A 22,486-nucleotide genomic window follows, 5' to 3' on the forward strand; every position below is an offset into this window, starting at 1 on the left:
GTAGTGGGCAACTCGACGATCGCCGAGACCAGGGCCTTTTGGTTAGGTAATCCTTACCTTAGTATGGCCGCGGTCCTCCGGCTTGAGCCGGTTCCGCGCATTCGGAAGGCACGGTCACCTGTGTCCGGTATCGAAGATCGTGTGTCTGGCGTCGACGACGGTGCGGCGGCGGCCTACTGGCGCCGGCGGCTCGACCCGCTTCCCCAAGAGGCCGCCCTGCCCGTCGACTTCCCCTACCCGGCCGGTCCGGGCGGCGAGCGCCGTGTCGTGAGCCGGGCCCAGGCGGGCACGGCCGACGAGGCGACCCTGCTGTCCGCCTTCGTCGCCCTGCTGCACCGCTACGGCGGAGCGCGCGACATCACCGTCGGGTACGACGGACTTCCGCTCCGGGTCGGGTTCGACGGCGGCACCGACTTCTCCACGCTGGTCGAGCGGGTGGCCGCCGCGATCACGGAGGCGCGCGCCCATCACGTCGAACTCCCCGCGCTCGTAGCGCAGTTGCACCCGGAGCCCACCCGCGGCGGCGGCCTCCTGTTCAACACGGAGTTCCGCACGAATCCGGCCGCGACGGCGGACCAGGAGGCGACGCCGGCCGGCCGAACCGGCGCCCCGCTGGACCTGACACTCGAAACAGCCCCGGGAGAAGTGCGCCTGACCTACCGTCACGACCTCTTCGAGGACAGCACGGCGCACCGCGTCGCCGGCCACTTCACGACGCTGCTGGCCGACGCCCTCGCACGGCCCCACACGCCCGTCGGCGAACTCGAGCTGCTCGGCGCCGAGGAGCGCCACCGCGTCCTGGAGGAGTGGAACGACACCGGCCACGACGTGCCCGTCCGCACCTGGCCGGAGATGTTCGCCGAACAGGTCCGCCTGCGCCCGGACGCCGTCGCGCTCGTCTTCGAGGACACCCGGCTGACGTACGCCGAACTCGACGAGCACGCCAACCGTCTGGCCCACATCCTGATCGCGCGGGGGGCCGGACCGGAGCGCGTCGTGGCGCTGGCGGTGCCCCGCTCCGCCGAACTGATCATCGCCGAGGTCGCGGTGCTCAAGGCGGGGGCCGCCTATCTCCCCGTCGACACCGACTACCCGGCCGACCGCATCGCGTACATGCTGGCCGACGCCCGTCCCGCCTGCCTGATCACCACCGCGGACGTGACCGACGACATCCCTCCCTGCCCGGGCATGGACCGGGTCGTCCTCGACGAACCGTCCACCGCAAGGGAGTTGGCCGCGAACCCGGTCCACGACCCGGGGACCGCCGACCGCGGACCACTGGAGACCACCGGCGCGGCCTACGTCATCTACACCTCCGGATCCACCGGCCGCCCCAAGGGCGTGGTGCTCTCCCATGCCGGCGTCGCCAAACTGGTGGCCACCCAGACCGAGCGGTTCGGGATCGGACCGCACAGCAGGGTCCTCCAGTTCGCCTCACCGAGCTTCGACGTCGCCTTCTGGGACCTGTGCCTCGGCCTGCTCTCCGGCGGCCGGCTCGTCGTCGTCCCCACCGAACTGCGGGTGCCCGGCGCGCCGCTCGCCGACCACGCCCACGCCCACGGCATCACCTTCATGATCCTCCCGCCGGCGCTGCTCGCCGCGATGCCCGAGGACGTCGAACTCCCGCCCGCCACCCTGCTGGCGGGCACCGAGCGCGTCTCGCCCGAACTCGTCGGCCGGTACGCGCGCGGCAGGATGATGTTCAACGCGTACGGCCCCACCGAGGCCACCACCAACTCCACCCTCGGCCTGTGCGACCCCGACACCCCTGCCGGCACCATCGTGCCCATCGGTGTCCCCGACCCGGGGACCCGCGCCTATGTCCTGGACGCCCGGCTGAAGCCCGTCCCGGCCGGTGTCGCGGGCGAGCTGTACCTCGGCGGCGCCGGACTGGCCCGCGGCTATCTCGGACGGCCCGACCTGACGGCCGAGCGCTTCGTCGCCGACCCCTTCGGGGCGCCCGGCGAACGTCTCTACCGCACCGGCGACCTCGTACGCTGGAAGTCCGACGGACGCCTGGAGTTCCTCGGGCGCGCCGACGCCCAGGTGAAGATCCGCGGCTTCCGTGTCGAACCCGGCGAGATCGAGTCCGTGCTCCGCGCCCACCCCGCGGTCGACCAGGCCGCCGTCGTCATCCGCGAGGACCGGCCCGGCGACCGCAGACTCGCCGCCTACGTCGTGCCCTCCCTGGAGACCGGAACGGGAGGCGACGGCAGCGAGCAGGTCCAGGAGTGGAAGGACCTCCACGAACTCCTCTACTCCGCGGCGGGTTCCGAGGGCGACCGCGACACCGTCGCGGCCGAGGCCGGCCCGTCCGCCGCCTTCCGCGAGAACTTCGCGGGCTGGAACAGCATGTACGACGGACTGCCCATCCCCGTCGAGGAGATGCGGGAGTGGCGCGAGGCGACCATCACCCGCATCGGTGAACTGGCCCCCCGCCGCGTCCTGGAGATCGGTGTCGGCAGCGGACTGATCCTCTCCCGCGTGGCACCCGACTGCGTCGAGTACCGGGGCACCGACCTCTCCGAGGAGGCGGTTCGCGCCCTGCGGACCCAGGTGGAGGCGGTGGACGGCCTCGCCGACCGGGTCCGGCTCGACGCCCGCCCCGCCCACGACACCACCGGCCTGCCCCGCGACCACTTCGACACGATCGTCCTCAACTCCGTCGCGCAGTACTTCCCCGGCGCCGACTACCTCGCCGACGTGCTCCGCGCCGCGGGAGAACTCCTCGCCCCGGGCGGCAGCGTCTTCGTCGGCGACGTCCGCAACACCCGCCTGCTGGGCTGCCTGCGCGCCGCCGTGGAGACCCGCCGTGCCACCGGCCCCCAGGACCGCAAGGCCCTGCGCACCGCGGTGGAACGGTCCATGGCGTGGGAGAGCGAACTCCTCCTGGACCCCGACTTCTTCGCCGCACTCGACGGCTTCGACGCCGACATCCGCGTCAAGCGCGGCAGCCACCACAACGAACTGACCCGGTACCGCTACGACGTCGTGCTGCGCAAGCGGTCCACAGCCGCCACGACGGCAGGACCGGACGCCCGCACCGCCACCGCGCCGTCGCACGCCGTCGCGTGGTCCGAACTGCGCGGGCTCGACGCCCTCGACGCGCTGATCGCCGACCGCCGGACCCCGCTCCGCGTCACCGGTGTGCCCAACGCCCGTCTCACGGAGGACCTGGCCGCCCTGACGGCCCTCGACGACAGCAGCCGCACCCCCGCGCCCGCCGACGCCCCCGACCCGGAGGCCTTCCACACGCTCGGCGCCCGGCACGGCCACCAGGTCGTCGTCACCTGGAACGGCACCGCCACCGACGGCAGCCTCGATGTCCTGATCGCCCCCGACGGGACCCCGCTCGCCGGACACTACGAGCCCGCAGGCACCGTCCCGCGGGCCAACCGGCCCGCACCCTTCCGCGACGTCAACTCCCTGATGAAGAACCTGCGTTCGTACGTCGCCGGACAGCTCCCCGAGTACATGGTGCCCGCGGCGCTCGTCGCCCTCGACCGCCTCCCGGTCACCCCCAGCGGCAAACTCGACGCCGCCGCGCTGCCCGCCCCCGACTACGCCGCCCTCAGCTCGGGTCGCCCGCCGCGGGACGCCCGCGAGGAGTCGCTGTGCGCCGCCTACGCCGATGTGCTGGGCCTGGACGCGGTCACCATCGACGACGACTTCTTCGCCCTCGGCGGCGACAGCATCACCGCCATCCAGCTCCTCGTCCGCGCCCGCAGGACGGGACTGCGTCTCAGCTCCCGCGACGTCTTCCGGCACCGCACCGTCGCCGCGCTCGCCGAGGCCGCCGTCGAGCGGACGGACCGCACGGCGGAGGCGGACGACGCGCCGCTGCTCGACCTGACCGGGAGCGACCATGACGCCCTCCAGGGCGAGCACCCCCTCGCCGTCGAGGACACACTCCCGCTGAGCCCGCTCCAGGAAGGCCTCTACTTCCACTCCGTCGTCGACGGCAACGGCCCCGACACCTACGTCGTGCAGCAGGCCCTCGACCTGGCAGGACCCGTCGACACCGGCCTGCTGCGCCGGGCCGCCCAGCGCGTCCTGGACCGCCACGCCCCGCTCCGCTCCTGCTTCCGCCCCCTCCCCGACGGCAGGCCCGTGCAGATCGTCGCCACCGGAGTGGAGCTCCCCTGGCGCGAGGTGGACCTCTCCGCCCAGGACGCGGAGGTCGCCGCCCCGCTCGCCGACGCCGTGGCGGCCGACGAGCGCGCCCGCCGTTTCGACCTCGCCCGGCCGCCGCTGATGCGCTGCGCGCTCGTCCGCCTCGCCGGGGGCCGCAGCAGGCTGCTGCTCACCTTTCATCACATCGTTGCTGACGGCTGGTCCCTGCCCGTGCTGCACCGGGAACTGATGGCCTCCTACGGAGACTCCCCGGCCGCCCTGCCCGAGGTCGCGCCCTACAGCGCGCATCTGCGGGCGCTGGCCGGAGCGGACGCCGACGCGGCCCGCGAGGGATGGCGCACCGCGCTGGCCGGGATCGAGGAACCCACCCGTCTCGTCGACGCGCCCGCCGACGGCCGCCCCGTCGAACCCGCCCAGGTCCGTGTGGAGCTCTCCGAACAGGTCACCGCCCGGCTGACGGCCCGCGCGCGCGAACTGGGCGTCACACTCGGCACCGTCGTGCAGGGCGCCTGGGGGCTGCTGCTCGGCCGGCTCACCGCCGGGCAGGACGTCGTGTTCGGCACCACGGTCTCCGGCCGCGACGCCGAGGTCGAGGGCATCGAGTCCATGGTCGGCCTCTTCATCAACACGCTGCCCACCCGGTTCCGCTGGGAGCCGGCCGACACCCTCGCCACGCTGCTCGGCCGCCTCCAGGACGAGCAGTCCCGGCTCCTCGGCCACCAGCATCTCGGCCTCGCCGAGATCCAGCGGCTCGCCGGCCACGCGGGCAGCGGAGAACTCTTCGACACCCTCGTCGTCTTCGAGAACTACCCGGCGGCCACCGGGCTCACCGACCCGTCCGGCACACTCCACCTCACCGGCCACGACTTCCTGGACACCGTCCACTATCCGCTCGCCCTCGTCGTCAAGCCGGGCCGCCGCCTCGACCTGCGCCTCAAGCACCACGCCCGGCGCCTCGACACCGAGGCCGTGCGGCGCATCGCGGACCGGCTCACCCGCATCCTGGGAGCGTTCGCCGCCGACCCGGGACAGCCCGTCGCCGCCCTCGGCCTGCTGTCGGCGCCGGAGCTGGCCGAGGCGCACCCGTCCGGCCCCCGCGTCCACGTCCCGGACCTCACGCTCGCCGCCGCCTTCGAGGCCCAGGTCGCCCGCACCCCCGACGCCCTCGCGGTCGTCTGCGAGGACGAGACCCTCAGCTACCGCGAACTCGACCTCAGGGCGGCCGAGCTGGCGAGCCGGCTGCGCGCCCGCGGCGCCGCGCCGGACGCCGTCGTCGCGGTCGCGGTGCCGCGCTCCGCCGACCTCATGGTCGCCCTGCTCGGCGTGCTCAAGTCCGGCGCCGCCTACCTCCCCGTCGACGTGGACTACCCGGCCGACCGCGTCGCCCACATGCTCACCGACTCCGGGGCCACCACGGTCGTCACCACCACCGGCACGGCCCCCCGTCTGCCGTCGGTGCCCGGACTCACCGAGCTGCTCGTCGACGCCCCCGCCGGAGCGACCCCCGTGGGCCCGGCGGTACCGGCGGGCCCCGACGACCCGGCCTACCTGATCTACACCTCCGGCTCCACCGGCCTGCCCAAGGGCGTCGTCGTCACCCACCGGGCCGTCGTCAACCGCCTCGCCTGGATGCAGGGCCAGTACGGCCTCACCGCCGACGACCGCGTACTCCAGAAGACCCCGGCGAGCTTCGACGTCAGCGTCTGGGAGTTCTTCTGGGCGCTGTGCGAGGGCGCCGCCGTCGTGCTCGCCCGGCCCGACGGCCACCGCGACCCCGCCTACCTCGCCGGCCTCATCCGTGAACGGGGCGTCACCGCCCTGCACTTCGTGCCCTCGATGCTGGAAGCCTTCCTCCAGTCCGAGGAGATCACCGCCGATCCCGGCTGGGCGGCCTCCTTGCGCCAGGTGTTCAGCAGCGGTGAGGCCCTGCCCGGCGCGGCCGCTGCCCGCTGGCACGACCTCACCGGCGTACCCCTGCACAACCTGTACGGGCCCACCGAGGCCGCCGTCGACGTCACCCACCACCGCTTCGACGGCACACCCGACACCACCGTGCCCATCGGCCGCCCCGTCTGGAACACCGGACTCCGGGTGCTCGACAGCTGCCTGCGCCCGGTTCCGGCAGGTGTCCCCGGCGAGCTGTACCTGACGGGAGTCCAGTTGGCGCGGGGCTACCACGCCCGCCCCGCCCTGACCGCCGAGCGCTTCGTCGCCGACCCCTACGGCGGACCCGGCACCCGCATGTACCGCACCGGCGACCTGGTGCGCCGCCGCGCCGACGGCGTCATCGAGTACCTGGGGCGCACCGACCGGCAGGTCAAGGTCCGCGGCAACCGCGTCGAACTCGGCGAGATCGAGGCCGCGTTGAACCGCGAGCCCGCCGTCGCGCAGGCCGCCGTCACCGTCGCCGGCACCACCCTCGTCGCCTACGTCGTCCCCGCCCGCGGTGCCGCCGCCGACCCCTCCGGTCTGCTGGCCGCGCTCGCCGCGTCACTCCCCGCGCCCATGGTGCCCGGCGCGTGCGTCGTCCTGGACGCCCTGCCGCTGACGCCGAGCGGAAAGCTCGACCGGGCCGCGCTGCCCGCCCCGCGCACGGTACGGACGGAGGCACGCGCCCCGCGCGACGAGCGCGAACGCGCCCTCACCGAGATCTTCGCGGCGGTCCTCAGGCTCGACGAGGTCGGCATCGACGACGACTTCTTCCTGCTCGGCGGCGACAGCATCTCCTCCATCGGCGTCTCCAGCCGAGCCCGCCGGGCCGGCCTTGAGCTGAACCCCCGCGACGTCTTCGAACACCGCACGCCCGCCGCGCTCGCCGCGGCGGCCGGCAGCGCCGAGCCCGCCCGCGCGCTGCGCTCCGCCTTCGCCCTCACCGCCGAGGAGACCGAGCGCGTCCACCGGCTCAGCCCCGGACCGGTCGAGGACATCTGGCCGCTGGCCCCGCTCCAGGAAGGCCTCTTCTTCCACTCCACGTACGACGACGGCGCACTGGACGTCTACACCGTCCACGAGTCCTTCGACTTCGCGACCCCGCTCGACGCGGAGCGACTGCGGACCGCGGTGCGGGTACTGCTGGAGCGCCACCCGAGCCTGCGCGCCGGATTCACCAGCGACGGACTGCGCCAGCCGGTGCAGTTCATCGTCCGCGACCCGCGGATCCCCCTCGAAGAGGTCGACCTCTCGGGCCTGGCCGCCGCCGAACAGGACGTCCGGCTGGCCGAGTTGATGGACGCCGAACGCACCCGGCGCTTCGAGCTGACCCGCCCGCTGCTCTTCCGCATGCTCATCGTCCGGCTCGGCGCCGGCCGCGGCGACCGCCTGATCGTCGGCCGTCACCTCCTGCTGTGGGACGGCTGGTCGGCCTGGGTCTTCCTCGACCAGCTCTTCGCCCTGTACGCGTCCGGCGGCGAACCGGCCGGACTGCCCGCGCCCGGCTCGTACCGCGACTATCTGACCTGGCTGGAGGCGCAGGACACCGAGGTCGCGACCGGCGCCTGGCGCACCGCGCTCGCCGGACTGGACGAGCCCACGCTCCTCGCCGCCACCGACGAGGGCCTCGAACCGGACATCCCGGAACGCCTCGACGCGGTCCTCGCGCCGGAACTCGGCGAACGGCTGCGGGACGCCGCCCGGCGGCACGGCCTCACCCTCAACTCGGTGCTGACCGCCGCCTGGGGCCTGACCCTCGCCTCCGCCACCGGACGCACCGACGTCGTCTTCGGCACCACCGTCGCCGGCCGCCCGAGCGAGGTGCCGGACATCGAGCACGTCATCGGCATGTTCCTCAACACCGTCCCCGCCCGCATCGCCTACGACCCCGCCGAGCCGGTCCTCGACCTGCTGCGCCGGATCCAGGACGAACGCCTCGCGGTGATGCCCCACGAGTACCTGGGACTTGGTGTCCTCCAGGCCGAGACCGGTCACCGGCGGCTGTTCGACACCCTCTTCGTGCTGCGCAACAGCGACACCGAGGAAAGGCTCGCCGAACTGGCCGAGCGCCACGGCGCCACCGCCGTCGCCAACGTGGACGCCACGCACTACCCGGTGAACCTCGTCGTCACACCCGGGCACCACATCCAGGTCATGCTGGCCCACCGGCCCGACGTGGTGGACCGCCCGCGGGCCGAGGCGCTCCTCGACCGCTTCACACTGCTGCTCGAACGGCTGGGCGACGACCTGGACGCCCCCGTGGGGAGCCTCGACCCGCTCCTGCCCGCCGAGCACGCGGCGCTCACCCGGGAGAACGCGGCGAGCCGCGTCCCGGTGCCCGAGGACACCGTCGCCGACCTGCTCGCCACCCAGGCCGCCGCGACCCCCGACGCCGTCGCCCTCGTCTTCGGCGACACCACCCTCACGTACGCCGAACTGGACACGCGCATCAACCGCACGGCCCAGCTCCTGCTGGCCCGCGGTGCCGCGCCCGAACAGGTCGTCGCCCTCGGCCTGCCCCGCTCACTGGACATGGTCGTCGCCCTGTTCGCCGTCCTGCGCACGGGCGCCGCGTACCTGCCGCTCGAACTCGATCACCCGGACGACCGGCTCGCGACGATGCTCGACGACGCCCGGCCCGTCCTGCTGCTGTCCACCGCCGCGGTCTCCGCCCGCCTCACCGCGGCCGCGCCCGACACCGCCCGCGTCCTGCTGGACGACCCCGCCGTGGCCGACGAACTGGCCTCCCTGCCGGCCGAGTTCGCCCGGCGGGGGTTCAGCCTGGAACACCCGGCCTACGTCATCTACACCTCCGGTTCCACCGGCCGGCCCAAGGGCGTCGTCACGCCGTACCGCGGACTGACGAACATGCAGCTCAACCACCAGAAGGAGATCTTCGCCCCCGCCATCGCCTCGGCCGGCGGCCGGCGCCTGCGGATCGCCCACACGGTCTCCTTCGCCTTCGACATGTCGTGGGAGGAGCTGCTCTGGCTGGTCGAGGGACACGAGGTGCACATCTGCGACGAGGAGCTGCGGCGCGACGCCGAGGCGCTCGTCGCGTACTGCGACACGCACCGCGTCGACGTCGTGAACGTGACCCCCACGTACGCCCATCTCCTCATGGAGCAGGGCCTGTTGGAGGGGCACCGGCCGCCGCTCGTGCTGCTCGGCGGCGAGGCGGTCTCGGAGACGGTCTGGAACCGGCTCCGGGACACCGACGGCACCTACGGCTACAACCTGTACGGCCCGACCGAGTACACGATCAACACGCTCGGCGGCGGCACCCTCGACAGCGCCACCCCGACGGTCGGCCGCCCCATCCGCGGCACCCGGGCCCACATCCTCGACGCCTGGCTGCGGCCGGTGCCCGAGGGTGTGCCCGGCGAGCTGTACATCGCCGGGATCGGGCTGGCCCGCGGCTACCTCGACCGGGCGGGACTGACCGCCGAGCGCTTCGTCGCCGACCCCTTCGGAGAACCCGGCGAGCGCATGTACCGCACCGGCGACCTCGTCCGCCGCGGCGCCGACGGCAACCTCGACTTCCTCGGCCGCACCGACGACCAGGTCAAGATCCGCGGCTACCGCGTGGAACTCGGCGAGATCGAGACCGCCCTCGCCCAGCACCCCGGCGTCGCCCAGGCCGCCGTCGTCGCACGCGACGACGCGACCGCCCCCGGCACCCAGCGCCTCATCGGCTACGTCGTGCCCGCCGAACGCTCCGGCGAGGAACAGCGGTCCGTCGCCGCGGCACACGTCGGGGAGTGGCAGGACGTCTACTCCGACGAGTACGAGCGCATCAGCACCGCCCTCTTCACCGAGGACTACGCCGGATGGGACAGCAGTTACGACGGACGGCCCATCCCCTTCGAGGAGATGAGCGACTGGCGTGAGCAAACCGTCGCCCGCATCCGCGCACTGCGCCCCCGCCGCGTCCTGGAGATCGGCGTCGGCTCCGGTCTGCTGCTGTCCCGGCTGGCACCCGACGCCGAGGCCTACTGGGCCACCGACTTCGCCGCCCCGGTGATCCGCAAGCTCGGCGAGGACCTGCTGCGCGACCCCGAGTTGGCGGCGAAGGTCGAGCTGCGGTGCGCACCCGCCCACGACACCGACGGACTGCCCGAGGACTTCTTCGACACCGTCGTCATCAACTCCGTCGTCCAGTACTTCCCCGACATCGACTACCTCACCGACGTCGTCGAGGGCGCCATGCGTCTGCTGCGGCCCGGCGGCGCCCTGTTCGTCGGCGACGTCCGCAACCCGCGGCTCGCCCGCACCTTCCACACCGCGATCCAGCTCACCCGCGCGACGGACGACGCCGACCCCGAGGCCGTGCGGAAGGCCGCCGAGCGCGGTCTGCGGCTGGAGAAGGAACTCCTCGTCGACCCGGACTACTTCACCACCCTCGGACACGGCGTCGACCTGCGCACCAAGCGCGGACACCACCACAACGAACTCACCCGGCACCGCTATGACGCCGTCCTCTACCGCGAGGGAGCCGATCCGCTCGACCTCGGGGCGGCCCCGAGCGTCGGCTGGTCCACCGCCGGCGTCGTCGGGACACGGCTGCGGGAGGAGAACCCGGAGTGCCTCCGGGTCACCGGAGTGCCGGACGCGCGTACGGCCGGAGAACTGGCCGCGCAGCGCGCTCTCGACCAGGGACGCCACCCCGGCGGCACGATCACCGGCGGGGGAGTGGACCCCGAGGAACTGCACGCGCTGGGCGCCTCCCTCGGATACTGGGTGCTCACCACCTGGTCGCGTGAACTCGGCCACTACGAGGCGGTGTTCGTCAAGGAGACGTCGGACGATCGCGCGGGCGAGGACGAGGGCCGCACCCGATCGGGCGGAGCGGCCCGGCACGCCCGGGTGACCGCCGGACTGTACCGGCCGGGCGGCGGCGAGCCGCCGTACGCCAACGCCCCGACGGCCGCCCGTGACGCGGACGCCCTCGTCCGGCGGGTCCGCGAGGACCTGAAGACACAGCTGCCCGACTACATGGTCCCGGCCGCGTTTGTCACCCTCGACCGGCTGCCCATGAACGACAACGGAAAGCTGGACGTCCGCGCGCTGCCCGAAGCGGAGCCCGCCGTCGCGCTCGGTACCGGACGCGGCCCGCGCACCCCGCAGGAGGAGGTGCTCTGCCGCCTGTTCGCCGAGGTGCTCGGCCTGCCCGAAGTCGGCGCCGAGGACGCCTTCTTCGACCTGGGCGGCCACTCCCTGCTCGCCACCCGGCTGATCAGCCGTGCCCGCACCGAGCTGGGCGCCGAACTGGCGATCCGCGACCTCTTCGAGGCGCCCACCCCCGAACTGCTCGCCGCCCGCGCGGACAGCGGCCGGCCCGCCCGCCCGGCCGTCACGCCCGTCACCGACCGGCCCGACCGCATCCCGCTCTCCGCCGCCCAGCGCCGCCTGTGGCTGGTGGAGCGGATCACCGGCGGTGGAGTCGCCTACAACTTCCCGCTCGTCTTCCGGCTGCGCGGCACGCTCGACATCACGGTGCTGCGCCGGGCCCTGCACGACGTGGTGGCCCGCCACGAGTCGCTCCGCACGGTTTTCGGGGAGCAGGACGGCGAACCCCACCAGCGCATCCTCGCAGCCGGCGAGGCACGCTTCCCGTTCACCGTGACCGACTGCGCGGAGGCCGAACTGCCCGCGCTGATCGAGGCCGCCCAGCGCGACCCCTTCGACCTGGCGACCGAACTCCCGCTGCGGGCCACGGTGTTCCGCATCACGCCGGACACGCCGGACACGGGTGCCGCGGATGCCTCCCGTCCCGGTCCGCGGCCGGACGGCGACACGGACGCCACGGCCGGCGGCTCGTACGACGACTGCGTGGTCGCCCTCGTGCTGCACCACATCGTCACCGACGAGTGGTCCGACCGGCCGTTCCTCGCCGACCTCGACGCCGCGTACACGGCCCGGACCTCCGGCGCCGAGCCCGGCCTCGCGCCGCTGCCCGTGCAGTACGCCGACTACACGCTCTGGCAGGCCGACCTCCTGGAACAGGTCGGCGAGCGGCAGCTCGACCACTGGACCCGGGCCCTGCGCGGCCTGCCCGAGGAGCTGGTCCTTCCTCTGGACCGGCCGCGCCCCGCCGAGCCCACCGGACGCGGGGCCACCCTGCGCCGGGAACTGTCCGGCGAGGTCGGCGAGGCACTCAGGGCACTGGCCGGAGCGACCGGCACCAGCATGTTCATGCTGTTCCAGGCCGCCACCGCCGCACTGCTGCACCGGCTGGGCGCGGGCGACGACATCCCGCTCGGCGCACCCATCGCGGGCCGCACCGACAGCGCGCTCGACGACCTCGTCGGTTTCTTCGTCAACACGCTCGTCCTGCGCACCGACCTGTCCGGACCGAACCTGACGTTCCGTCAACTTGTGGCGCGGGTGAAGGAATCCGACCTCGCGGCCTTCGAGCACCAGGACCTCCCCTTCGACCGGGTCGTGGAAGCCCTCAACCCGCCCCGCGTGGCCGGCCGCAACCCGCTCTTCCAGGTCATGCTCGGCTACCACTACCGTCCCGACGGCGACCCCGACCTGCTGGGCCTGCCCACCGAGTGGACCGACATGGACACCGGCACGGCCAAGTTCGACCTCGACTTCACCTTCGTCGACGAGGGCACCGGCGGACGAGTGGCCCTGCTGCTGGAGTACGCCACCGATCTGGTGGACCCGGACACCGCCGCACTCCTCGCCGAACGGCTCCTGCTGCTGCTGCGCCGGACCGCCGACGCCCCCGACCTGCCGCTCACGTCGTTCGACCTCCGCACGGAGGGCGAACGCTCGGCCGCCACCGGCGCCTGGAACGACACCGCCCACCCGGTGGAGACGCGGTCCGTACCCGAACTCCTCGCCGCCACGGTCACGGCACACCCCGACCGGACCGCCCTGGTCACCGCCGCCGGATCCCTCACCTTCGCCGAACTGTCCGCCCGCGTCGACGCCGTGGCCGCCCTGCTGCTCGCGCACGGCGCCGGCGAAAGCGCCGTGGTGGCCCTGGCGCTGCCCCGGCACGCGATGGTGCCCGCGATCCTCGGGGTGCTCCGCGCGGGCGCCGCCTATCTGCCTCTCGACCCCGAACACCCCGCCCACCGCCTGGAGTTCATGCTCGGTGACGCGGCACCGGTCTGCCTGCTGACCACCGCGGACCTGACGGACCGGATTCCCGGACGGGCCGGGCTCGAACGGCTCCTCCTCGACGGCCCGTTGCCGTCCGCAGACGCAACCCCTGCCGCCGGCTGCCACCCCCAGGCCGCCGCGTACACCATCTACACCTCGGGCTCCACCGGCACCCCCAAGGGCGTCGTCGGCACCCACCGCGGACTCGGCAACCTGTTCGCCTCCCACCTGCGCGACCTGATCGCACCCGCCGTCGAGGACACCGGCCGCGCCGTCCTGCGCGCCGTCCACGCCGCCTCCTTCAGCTTCGACGGATCCTGGGAACCGCTGCTCTGGCTGCTCGCCGGACACGAACTGCACATCGCCGACGAAGCCACACTGCTCGACCCGGCAGCCCTGCTCGCGCTGCTGGACGACCGCCGCATCGACTTCGTCGACCTCACCCCGACCTATCTGCGCGAACTGCTCCACCACGGATTCCTCGCCCCCGGCAGCCGGGTCCCCGCCGTCCTCGCCGTCGGCGGAGAAGCCACCCCGCCCGCCCTGTGGCAGCGGCTCGACGCCCTTCCCGGCACCGCCGCGCACGACCTGTACGGGCCCACCGAGTGCGCCGTGGACGCCTACGGCTGGCACGGCGGCGGAACCGGCCGCGCCGCCTGGGCCGCGCCGCTCGACAACATCCGCGCCCATGTCCTCGACGACCGGCTGCGCCCCACACCCGTGGGGGTTCCCGGCGAGCTGTACCTCGCGGGCGAGGGCCTGGCCCGCGGCTATCTCGGCCGCCCCGCCCTCACCGCCGAACGCTTCACCGCCGACCCGTACGGCGCGCCCGGCACCCGCATGTACCGCACCGGCGACCTCGCCCGGCGGCGGTCCGACGGCACCCTGGAGTTCCTCGGCCGAGCCGACGAACAGGTCAAGCTGCGCGGCTTCCGCATCGAACTCGGCGAGATCGAGTCCGCCGTCACCACCCACCCGTCGGTCGCCGCCGCGGCCGTCGTCGTCCGCGAGGACACCCCCGGCACACCACGGCTCGTCGCCTACGTCGTCCCCGCCGCGTCCGTCACCACGGACCCGGCGGAGCTGCGCGCCCACCTCGCGGCCGGACTGCCCGAGCACATGCTGCCCGCGGCCTTCGTCCCCCTCCCCGCGCTGCCCCGCACGATCAACGGCAAGCTGGACCGCGCCGCCCTGCCCGCACCCGACCTCACCGAGGCCATCGGCGGCCGCCTGCCGCGCACCCCGCGCGAGGAGGTGCTCTGCGAACAATTCGCCGCCGTCCTCGGCGTGGACCGCGTCGGCATCGACGACGACTTCTTCGCACTCGGCGGCCACTCGCTGCTCGCCATGCGCCTGGTCAGCCGGATCCGCGCCGCCCTGGACGCCGAGCTGTCCCTGCGCACGGTCTTCGACGCGCCGACCGTGGCCCGCCTCGCCGCCCACCTGGACGAGGCGGTGAACGCCGACCGTCCGGCCCTCACCGCCCACCGGAGCCGCCCCGAGCGGCTGCCCCTGTCCTCCGCCCAGCGCCGCCTGTGGCTGCTCCACCAGGTGGACGGCGCCACCCCCGCCTACAACATCCCCACCGCCTGGCGGCTCACCGGCACGCTCGACCGCCCCGCCCTCGAAGCGGCGCTGGGCGACCTCGTCGCCCGGCACGCCACCCTGCGCACGGTCTTCCCCGCCGACGCCGACGGCCTGCCCCACCAGCACATCCTCGACTCCGCGCAGGCGCGGGTCACCATCGCCACCGAACCCGCCGACCGTCTCGCCGAGACCGCGGCCCGGCCCTTCGACCTGGCCACCGAACCACCCCTGCGCGCCACCCTGGCCGAGACCGGACCGGACGAGCACGTCCTGCTGCTCGTGCTCCACCACATCGCCACCGACGAATGGTCCGACCGGCCGCTGCTCGCCGACCTGAGCACCGCCTACGCGGCCCGCACCGCCGGGCACGCGCCCGACTGGGCCCCGCTCCCGGCCACCTACGCCGACTACACCCTCTGGCAGGAGGAACTCCTCGCGGCCGACGGCGCCGACCTGCTCGCCCACTGGACCGAGCGGCTGCGCGGCCTGCCCGAGGAACTCGTGCTGCCCACCGACCGTCCGCGCCCCCGCGAGTCCGGCCACGCCGGCGGCACCGTCGGTTTCACCCTCTCGCCGGAACTGGAACGGGCCCTGCGCGACCTTGCCCGCGCGGAGGGCGCCAGCATGTTCATGGTCGTCCAGGCCGCCGTGGCCGCCCTGCTGCACCGGCACGGCGCGGGCGACGACATCCCGCTCGGCGCACCCGTCTCGGGCCGTGCCGACGAGGGACTGGAGGGCATGGTCGGCTTCTTCGTCAACTCACTGGTGCTGCGCACCGACCTGTCCGGCGCCCCCGGCTTCACCGAACTCCTGCGCCGCGTGCGCGAGACCGACCTCGCGGCCTACGAGCACCAGGACCTGCCCTTCGAAAGGCTCGTCGAGGCGCTGAACCCGCAGCGCTCGCTGGCCCGGCACCCGCTCTTCCAGGTGATGGTCGTCCACCTCGGCGAGCCCGGCAGCACCCCGGACCTGCCCGGCCTGACCGTCCGACGCGAACCGCTCGGACAGCGGAGCGCCAAGTTCGACCTCAGCTTCGACTTCGTCGAACAGGGCGAGGGCGCGGGCATCCAGGGCTGGATCGAGTACAGCGCCGACCTCTTCGACCACGGCACCGCCGAACGGCTCGGGCGGCGACTGGTCCGGCTGCTGGACCAGGTCGCCGCCGACCCCGGCCGTCCGATCCGGGACCTGGACCTGCTGGACGAACCCGAGCGCGCGCTCGTCGTCGAGCGGTGGAACGACACCGCGCACCAGGTCCCGCCGACGACCCTGCCGGAACTCTTCCGCGCCCAGGCCGCCCGGACACCCGACGCGCCCGCGCTGGTCTTCGGCGAACAGCGCCTCACCTACGCCGAGTTGGACGAGCGGGTCGAACGCGCCGCCCGCGTCCTCGCCGGTCTGGGCGCCGGACCCGAACGCACGGTGGCGGTCGCGCTGCCGCGTTCCGCGGACCTCGTCGTCGCCCTCCTCGCGGTCCACCGCACCGGCGCGGCCTATCTGCCGCTCGACGCGGACCACCCGCCGGAGCGCCTCGCCCTCATGCTGGAGGACACCCGCCCGGTGTACGTCGTCGACGGTGCCCTGCCCGACGGTCCCGAGGCCGAACTGCCGTTGTCCTACGACCCGTTGCATCCGGCCTACGTCATCTACACCTCCGGCTCCACGGGCCGCCCCAAGGGCGTGGTGGTGCCGCACGAGGGGATCGTCAACCGGCTGCTGTGGATGCAGGAGACGTACGCGCTGACCGGCGCCGACCGCGTCCTGCAGAAGACCCCCGCCGGCTTCGACGTGTCGGTGTGGGAGTTCTTCTGGCCCCTGATCACCGGGGCCACCCTCGTCGTCGCCCGCCCGGAGGGACACAAGGACCCGGCCTACCTCGCCACGCTGATCCAGGAACAGGCCGTCACCACCGCCCACTTCGTCCCTTCGATGCTCCGCGCCTTCCTCGACGAACCCGCGGCCGCCGGCTGCACCGGGCTGCGCCGTGTCCTGTGCAGCGGCGAGGTCCTGCCCGCCGACCTGGCCGACCGCCTCCACGCCCTGCTCCCCGCCGAACTGCACAACCTGTACGGCCCGACCGAGGCATCCGTCGACGTCACCGCCGCCCACGTGGTGCCGGGCGCGGGAACCGTCCCGATCGGACGCCCGGTCTGGAACACGCGCCTGTACGTCCTGGACGACGCCCTGCGCCCCGTACCGCCCGGCGTGGCCGGGGAGCTGTACCTGGCGGGCGTCCAGCTCGCCCGCGGATACCTCGACCGTCCGGGCCTGTCCGCCGAGCGTTTCGTCGCCGACCCGTACGGCGCGCCCGGCACCCGCATGTACCGCACCGGCGACCTCGTCCGCTGGACCGTCGCCGGTGAGGTCGACTACCTCGGACGCACCGACGACCAGGTCAAGATCCGCGGGTTCCGCGTCGAACCCGGCGAGATCGAAGCCGCCCTCACCCGTCACGACACGGTCGCCCACGCCTGCGTCGTCGCCCGCGAACAGCGGCTGGTCGCCTACGTCGTCCCGGCCCCGGGGCGCACACCCGACCCGGCGGAGCTGCGCACCCACACCGCCGCCGTACTGCCCGAGCACATGGTCCCGGCCGCCGTCGTCCCGCTCGACGCGCTGCCGCTCACGCCGAACGGCAAACTGGACCGGAAGGCCCTTCCCGCGCCCGACTTCGCGGCCGCCACCACGGACACCCTGCCGCGCACCCAGCGCGAGGAGGCCCTGTGCGTCCTGGTCGCCGACGTCCTCGGTCTGGAACGGGTCGGTGTCGAGGACGACTTCTTCAGTCTGGGCGGCGACAGCATCGTGGCCATGCAGCTCGTCGCGAGGGCGCGGGCCGCCGGCCTCGCGATCAGCCCGCGCGATGTGTTCCGGCACAAGACGGCCGCCGCGCTGGCCGCCGTCGCCGCCGACCTGGAGGGCGCCTCGAACGCCTCCTCCGACGCCGAACTGTTCACCGCCCTCACCGACGAGGAGCGCGCCGAACTGTCCGCGCTCGGTGCCGCCGAGGTGCTGCCCCTGTCGCCGCTCCAGGCGGGCCTGCTGTTCCACGCGGCCTTCGACTCGGGCGACGACGGACCCGACGTCTACACCGTGCAGGTCTCCCAGGACCTCGAAGGCCCGCTCGACACCGAACGGCTCCGCCGCGCCGGGCAGGCACTGCTCGACCGGCACGGCCATCTGCGCGCCGGCTTCCGCTACCTCATCTCGGGCCGTCCCGTCGCCGTCGTGCCCCGCACGGTCGTGCTGCCCTGGCGCCATGTCGACCTCTCCGAAACGGACGAGAACACCCGCGACGAGCGGTGGACCCGCTGCCTCGCCCAGGAGCGCCGCCGCTTCGACCCCGCGGAGCCGCCGCTCCTGCGTCTGATGCTGGTCAAGGTCGGCCCCGAGGCGCACCGACTGGTCCTGTCCCACCAGCACCTGCTCCTCGACGGCTGGTCCGTGCCCCAGGTGACCCGCGAACTGTCCGAGCTGTACGCGGGCAGGGAACTCCCCGCCCCGGCCCCGTACCGCGACTACCTCGCCTGGCTCGGCCGCCAGGACGCCGAGGCTTCCGCCGCCGCGTGGAGCCGGGCGCTCGACGGGCTGGAGGAGCCCACCCATCTCGTCGCCGCCGACCCCAACCGCACCCCGGCGGTGCCCGCGACCCGCACCACCCTGCTCACCCGCGACCTGACCGACGCCCTCACCACCCTGGCCCGCGCACGCGGCCTCACTCTCAACACCCTGGTCCAGGGTGCCTGGAGTGTGCTCCTGTCCCGGCTCACCGGACGCACGGACGTCGTCTTCGGCGCCACCGTCTCCGGGCGGCCACCGGAACTCGCCGGGGTCGAGTCGATGATCGGGCTGTTCATCAACACCGTGCCCGTACGGGTCCGGGTCGACGACCGGGAGCCGGCGACCGCGTTCCTCGACCGCCTCCAGGACGAGCAGTCGCAGCTGATCGCCCATCAGCACGTCGGACTGTCCGACATCCAACGACAGGCCGGTCTGGGCGAGTTGTTCGACAGCCTCGTCGTCTTCGAGTCCTATCCCGCCGCCGACGGACCCGGGCTCGGTGCCGACGACGGGCTGCGCACCGAGACGCGCGACCACCAGGACTCGACGCACTACCCGTTCACCTGGGCCGTCGAGCCCGCGGAGCGGCTCACCCTCACCGCCGAGTACCGGACCGACCTGTTCGCTCCGGCGCTGGTCGAGCGGATCTGCGCCGCGATGGTGCGCCTCTTCGAGGCGATGACCACCGACGCCGACCAGCCCCTCGGCCGCGTCGACCTCCTCACCCCGCACGACCGTGACACCGTCCTGGAGACCTGGAACGACACCGCCCTGCCCGTCGCCCCCGGCACGCCGGCGACCGTCCCCGCCCTCTTCGAGGCGCGGGCGGCCGAGGCACCCGACGCGATCGCCGTCGTCGCGGGCCCCGTCACCTGGACCTTCGCCGAACTGAACGAGCGCGCCAACCGGCTCGCCCGGGTACTGGCCGAACACGGCGCGGGACCCGAGCAGATCGTCGCCCTGTCCCTGCCACGCACGGCGGACTTCCTGCTCGCGATCCTCGCGGTGATGAAGGCGGGCGCGGCCTACCTCCCGGTCGACGCGGACCTCCCCGCCGAACGCGCGCTCGCCATGCTCGACGACGCCCGGCCCCGCCTCGTCCTCACCACCGAGGCCCTGGCCCCGCACCTCCCGGACAGCGACGTGCCCCGGCTGGCACTGGACGCGGCGGACACCGTCGCCCGGACGGCCGCCCAGCCCACCGGCGACCTGCCGTCGGAGCCGGACCCGGACCACCCGGCCTACGTCATCTACACCTCCGGCTCCACCGGCCGCCCCAAGGGAGTCGTCGTCTGCCACCGCAGCGTCGTCAACCTCTTCCACAGCCACCGGCGCAGCCTGCACGACCTCGCCAAGGAGACCACCGGCCGGCGCCGGCTCCGTGTCGGCCACGCCTGGTCGTTCTCCTTCGACGCCTCCTGGCAGCCACAGCTGTGGCTGCTCGACGGGCACGCCCTGCACATCCTCGACGACGAGACCCGGCGCGACCCCGAACTGACCGCCGCGGCGATCCGCTCCGAGGAGCTGGACTTCATCGAGGTCACACCGTCGTTCCTCGCCCAGATGGCCGACACCGGCCTGATCAAGGACGGCGAGTGCCCGCTCGCGGTCGTCGGCGTCGGCGGCGAGGCCGTGCCCGACGCCCTCTGGAGCGAGCTGGCCGCCCTGAAGTCCACCACCGCGTTCAACCTCTACGGGCCCACCGAAGCCACCGTCGACGCGCTCGCCGCCCGTGTCGGCGAGAGCGACCGACCGCTCGTCGGCCGCCCGGTCGGCAACACCCGCGCCTACGTCCTGGACGCCGCACTGCGCCCCGTACTGCCCGGCGTCCCCGGCGAGTTGTACCTCGCCGGGCAGGGACTGGCCCGCGGCTACCTCGGGCGCCCGGACCTCACCGCCGACCGGTTCGTCGCCGACCCCTTCGGTCCGCCCGGCACCCGGATGTACCGCACCGGCGACCTCGCCCGCTGGAACGAGGACGGACAGCTCGACTACCTCGGACGCGCCGACGACCAGGTCAAGATCCGCGGCTTCCGTGTCGAACTCGCCGAGATCGAGGCCGTACTCGACGCACACGAGCAGGTCGGACAGGTCGTCGTCGTCGCACGCGAGGACCGCCCCCGGATGAAGCAACTGGCCGCCTACGTCGTGCCCGCCGAGGGCGCCCCCACCCCGGACCCGGCCGCCCTGCGCGCCCACGTCGCCGCCGCGCTCCCGGACTACATGGTTCCGGCCGCCGTCCTGGTCCTCGACGGACTGCCGCTGCTCGCCAACGGCAAACTCGACCGCAAGGCCCTGCCCGCACCCGAGTTCACCCGCGCGGCCGGCGGCAGGGGACCGGAGACCGCCCTGGAACGCACGCTGTGCGCCCACTTCGCCGACGTCCTCGGGCTCCCCGAGACCGGCGCCGAGGACGACTTCTTCGCCCTCGGCGGCGACAGCATCGTCGCCATGCAGCTCGTCAGCAGGGCGCGCGCCGCCGGACTGCGGATCACCCCGCGCCATGTCTTCCAGCACCGTACGGTCGCCGCACTGGCTGCCGTCGCCGTCGAGACGGGCCCGGACGCCGGCCGTCCGGCGCACGACGACGGCTCGGGTACCGTGCCCCTGACCCCGATCATGCACGCGCTGCGCGAACTCGGCGGCCCGATGGCCGGCTACCACCAGGCGGCGTTCGTCCAGACGCCCGCCACCTTGGACCTGGCCACACTCCACATGGTTCTCCAGGCCGTGACCGACCGGCACGACCTGCTGCGGTCGCGCCTGGAGCGGGCCACCACCGACGGCGCCGAGACATGGTCGCTCCAGGTACCCGCGCCCGGCAGTGTCGACGCGGCCTCCTGGCTCGTCCGGGCCGACGTCGTGGGCGCCGACGAGACCGCCCTGCGCGCCACGGTGAGCCGGCACGCCCGCGCCGCGCAGGACCGGCTCGACCCGGACGCCGGGCGCATGGTGCAGGGCGTCTGGTTCGACGCCGGGCCCGGCGCCCCCGGACGACTGCTCCTGCTCGTCCACCACCTGGTCGTCGACGGCGTGTCCTGGCGCATCCTGCTGCCGGACCTCGCCGCCGCCTGGCAGGACGCCACCGAGGGCCGCACCCCGGCCCTCGCCCCCGTCGACCTGTCGTTCCGCCGCTGGTCACGGCTGCTCACCGAACGGGCCGCCGACCCGGCCCGCGAGGACGAACTCCCGCTGTGGACCGCGATCCTGGCCGACGCCCCTCCACTGCCCGCCACTCGCCCGCTCGACGCCCGGCTCGACGTCACCGCCACCGCGCGGAACCTGTCCCTCACCCTGCCCGCCGACGTCACCGCGCCGTTGCTGGGCCGGGTACCGAGCGCCCTCGGCGCGACCGTCAACGACGTCCTGCTGACCGCCCTCGCGGTGGCCGTCGCCGACTGGCGCACCCGGCGCGGCGAGGACGGCGACGGCACCGGCGGGGTGCTCGTGGACCTGGAGGGCCACGGCCGCGAGGAGGAACTCGCCGGCAACGCCGACCTGTCCCGCACCGTCGGCTGGTTCACCAGCGTCGTTCCCGTACGGCTCGACCCGGGCCCCGTCGACCTGGCCGACGCCCTCGCGGGCGGACCCGCGCTCGACACGGCCCTGGCACGCGTCCGCGACCACCTCGCCGCCCTGCCCGCCGCCGGCGTGGGACACGGTCTGCTGCGCCACCTCAACCCGGCCACCGGCCCCGCGCTGGCCCGACTCGGCTCGCCGCAGGTCGAGTTCAACTACATGGGACGGTTCGGTGTCCCCGAGGCCACCGACTGGTCGTACGCCCCCGAGGACGACGCCGCCGACCTGGACGGCGATCCGGAGATGCCGCTGTCCCACGCCCTGACCGTCAACGCCCTGACCGAGGACCTCCCCACCGGGCCCGAACTCTCCGCCCACTGGACCTTCGCCCCCGGCGTCCTGCCCGAGGCGTCGGTCCAGGACCTGGCGGAGACCTGGTTCCGCGCCCTGCGGGCCCTCGTGACCCGCGCCGGCGCACCGGGCGCCGGACAGCGGCCCGCCGACACCGCGGAGGCGCCCTGACCGAGCGCCTCCCCCTGCCACCCCGACGCTCCGGCCCCGGTCGGGCGTCTCCGTCACCGACAACGCCCACCGACCGATCCCGACCGATCACGACCGATCCAAGAGACCGTGAGGA

The 22,486-nt window shown here is 73.9% G+C and carries 1 protein-coding gene; it reads left to right on the plus strand.

Annotated features, from left to right (window positions below; all coding sequences use genetic code 11):
- Positions 1-63: 63 nt before the first annotated feature.
- Positions 64-22,371, plus strand: coding sequence for a non-ribosomal peptide synthase/polyketide synthase (locus OG406_RS36970; RefSeq protein WP_443067132.1), 22,308 nt, complete (start codon positions 64-66; stop codon positions 22,369-22,371).
- Positions 22,372-22,486: the final 115 nt, after the last annotated feature.

Source organism: Streptomyces sp. NBC_01428, from assembly GCF_036231965.1.
In the GTDB taxonomy this organism is placed as follows: domain Bacteria; phylum Actinomycetota; class Actinomycetes; order Streptomycetales; family Streptomycetaceae; genus Streptomyces.

What these genes read in the sequence shown, in the direction of transcription:
- OG406_RS36970 (WP_443067132.1), top strand. Translation starts at nt 64, where the DNA reads ATGGCCGCGGTCCTCCGGCTTGAGCCGGTTCCGCGCATTCGGAAGGCA.